Origin of the sequence: Paenibacillus wulumuqiensis (assembly GCF_000971965.1) — a bacterium.
GTDB lineage: Bacteria > Bacillota > Bacilli > Paenibacillales > Paenibacillaceae > Saccharibacillus > Saccharibacillus wulumuqiensis.
On the sequence record NZ_KQ040795.1, the window covers coordinates 292,474 to 294,877 of the forward strand.

Here is a 2,404-nt window from a genome sequence, read left to right on the forward strand (position 1 = left end):
TTCTGTAAATGTTAATTTAGCAGCCCTATTAGATTTCTTTTATATTGATTTCATACTGCTGGTTAATAAATGAACCCACTATTTAGCCAATTAACACCAACCTAGTAAGGCAGTACAGACAATTTTTTTTCTTGAATAAGTTTGCCATCTTTCAGAGAGAAGGTCATTCCTTTGGAAGAGTGAGCTGCTCGGTCTCCGTTAGAAGACTTGTAACTATCCAATCTGAAGCTGATGACACCCTCACTGTTAGAAAGCACTTTGTAATCTCCAGCAACTTCGTTTTTGGTATTCTTGAAATGGGATGCTCCCATTTTGCCAGACTTGCCTTCTCCAGACTTCAATATATTTTCATAATGCGCTTTAAGAGTCTGGTTGATTTTTGTTTGTGCCGCTTCATTTTTGAGGCCGGAAATAACAGGATAAATGACATGGACATTAGTATATCCCGGGTTTAATTTCGCTGGTGTAATGTTAAGTGCATTGAGACCTTCAGTGGTGAGCGTTACGGTATGATTCGAATTGTTCCAGACAGAGCGATAGCCAAATGGACTAGCCACTGCCTTGACGGTTACATAGATTTTCCCTGTCTTATGCTCTGTTCCATTTATCTCTTTTGATTTATAAATCTCTCCGATCTCGCTTCCTTCCAGACGAGCAATAACCGATCCATTCCCCAAATCGTACCACATTTTGGTTTTGCCCTTTGTCAGTACGATTCTATTTTTCTTGGAATCATGAACGGCTGTTGCTCCTACAGCTTTGGCCAGATCAGTCAGCAGAAGCATCTTTTCCCCATCTGCAATGATCGCTCCTTTTGTAGAGAGGGTAGTGCCTGTTTTGGAAGCAGCAGCCGTTGATTTTACAGAAGCAACATTCTTGGCATAGACAGAAGACTGCATACTCGGCAGGATGGATGTAACTCCAGCTACAGCCAGACTTGTCGCCAGTACAACAGCAGATACTTTCTTTAGGTATTTTGTATTGTTTGTATTTTGATTCTTATTCATGGTCTATCTCTCCTCTAAAATGTGTTGGTCTTAACAAGTTCTAGTGTACCAATGAACCAGTAAATAAGATTTACAAAGCGTTTAAGAGAGAGATAGCGCTTGTTGCTATGCCTTTAACTCCTGTTCTAAAGCTCTGAATGCTTCTCTTATCCATCTAACCCTCAAATCAGTCGCCCCAGTTCTCTTACCTGCAAATCGCCCTCATGGCCTAAGGACAACTCTTCTACTTAGATCTATCTTCTGTTCAAATGAATTATTCTTAATGTAGTTATACCAGGCTTGCTGTACTTGAAGTTATATCTGGAACTCGCACTATTGCTACTGCTTAATCGAATATAGAATTCAATTGAAAGTGCAGAGTCTCCGTCCTCCACTAAACAGTGCGATTATAGCTGAGCTTAATCATAAAAAAATACACTTTCCAAAGTTAAATTAGCCACCTGAAGGTAAACTAATTATTCTTTAAAAAGTGTATCTTAAACATCTTGCCGGTCCAATGTATGTTCTGCATTGGATTTATGAATCGGGATGACACGATTTGAACATGCGACCCCCTGGTCCCAAACCAGGTGCTCTACCAAGCTGAGCTACATCCCGATATACAGTAATAAAAATGGCGCGCCCTAAGAGATTTGAACTCCTGACCTTTTGATTCGTAGTCAAACGCTCTATCCAGCTGAGCTAAGGGCGCATATTGGAGCGGACGACGGGAATCGAACCCGCGACCCTCGCCTTGGCAAGGCGATGCTCTACCGCTGAGCCACGTCCGCAAACAAATGAATTCCTTCTTACAAAAAACAATATTGATAACCAATCCGGCTATCAATGTCATTCCACTATGTATTCAATAATGAATAACCTAGAAAAAAATGGCGGAACCGACGGGATTTGAACCCGCGATCTCCTGCGTGACAGGCAGGCATGTTAACCCCTACACCACGGTTCCAAAACTATTGCGGGGACAGGATTTGAACCTGTGACCTTCGGGTTATGAGCCCGACGAGCTACCGGACTGCTCCACCCCGCGTCATCATACAAAATTATCTATGGTGGAGACTGAGGGGATCGAACCCCCGACCCTCTGCTTGTAAGGCAGATGCTCTCCCAGCTGAGCTAAGTCTCCATAAATGATATGACCCGTAGGGGATTCGAACCCCTGTTACCTCCGTGAAAGGGAGGTGTCTTAACCCCTTGACCAACGGGCCTTGATTAAAATGGTGCCGGCGAGAGGATTTGAACCCCCGACCTACTGATTACAAGTCAGTTGCTCTACCAACTGAGCTACACCGGCGTATTCAGATAAGTCACACACTACTTCCAAAAAAAAATCCCCAGTGGGGAAACGCTTGGCAACGTCCTACTCTCCCAGGACCCTGCGGTCCAAGTACCATCGGCGC

Annotated in this window: 1 protein-coding gene and 8 tRNA genes; all 9 read right to left on the reverse strand. The window is 43.6% G+C overall.

Annotation, left to right across the window (positions count from 1 at the left end; translation table 11 throughout):
- Window positions 1-101: 101 nt before the first annotated feature.
- The 9 genes from WH45_RS08020 to WH45_RS08060 all read right to left on the reverse strand — a co-directional run bounded on the left by WH45_RS08020 (window position 102) and on the right by WH45_RS08060 (window position 2,298).
- Window positions 102-1,007, reverse strand: a complete 906-nt coding sequence (locus tag WH45_RS08020) for a PdaC/SigV domain-containing protein (RefSeq protein ID WP_046213861.1) — start codon at window positions 1,005-1,007, stop codon at window positions 102-104.
- 523 nt (window positions 1,008-1,530) lie between these two features.
- A tRNA-Pro gene (locus WH45_RS08025) sits at window positions 1,531-1,604 on the reverse strand.
- A 17-nt stretch (window positions 1,605-1,621) separates the two neighbouring features.
- Window positions 1,622-1,698: transfer RNA gene (locus WH45_RS08030), tRNA-Arg, on the reverse strand.
- Window positions 1,699-1,702: 4 nt separating this feature from the next.
- Window positions 1,703-1,777, reverse strand: a tRNA-Gly gene (locus tag WH45_RS08035).
- Between the two features lie 100 nt (window positions 1,778-1,877).
- Window positions 1,878-1,953 (reverse strand) — tRNA-Asp (locus WH45_RS08040).
- 7 nt (window positions 1,954-1,960) lie between these two features.
- Window positions 1,961-2,034, reverse strand: a tRNA-Met gene (locus WH45_RS08045).
- A gap of 20 nt (window positions 2,035-2,054) precedes the next feature.
- Window positions 2,055-2,130 (reverse strand) — tRNA-Val (locus WH45_RS08050).
- A gap of 10 nt (window positions 2,131-2,140) precedes the next feature.
- Window positions 2,141-2,212 (reverse strand) — tRNA-Glu (locus WH45_RS08055).
- A gap of 10 nt (window positions 2,213-2,222) precedes the next feature.
- A tRNA-Thr gene (locus WH45_RS08060) sits at window positions 2,223-2,298 on the reverse strand.
- Window positions 2,299-2,404: the final 106 nt, after the last annotated feature.

Coding starts and splice junctions, on each gene's coding strand:
- WH45_RS08020 (WP_046213861.1), bottom strand. CDS start 1,007: ATGAATAAGAATCAAAATACAAACAATACAAAATACCTAAAGAAAGTA.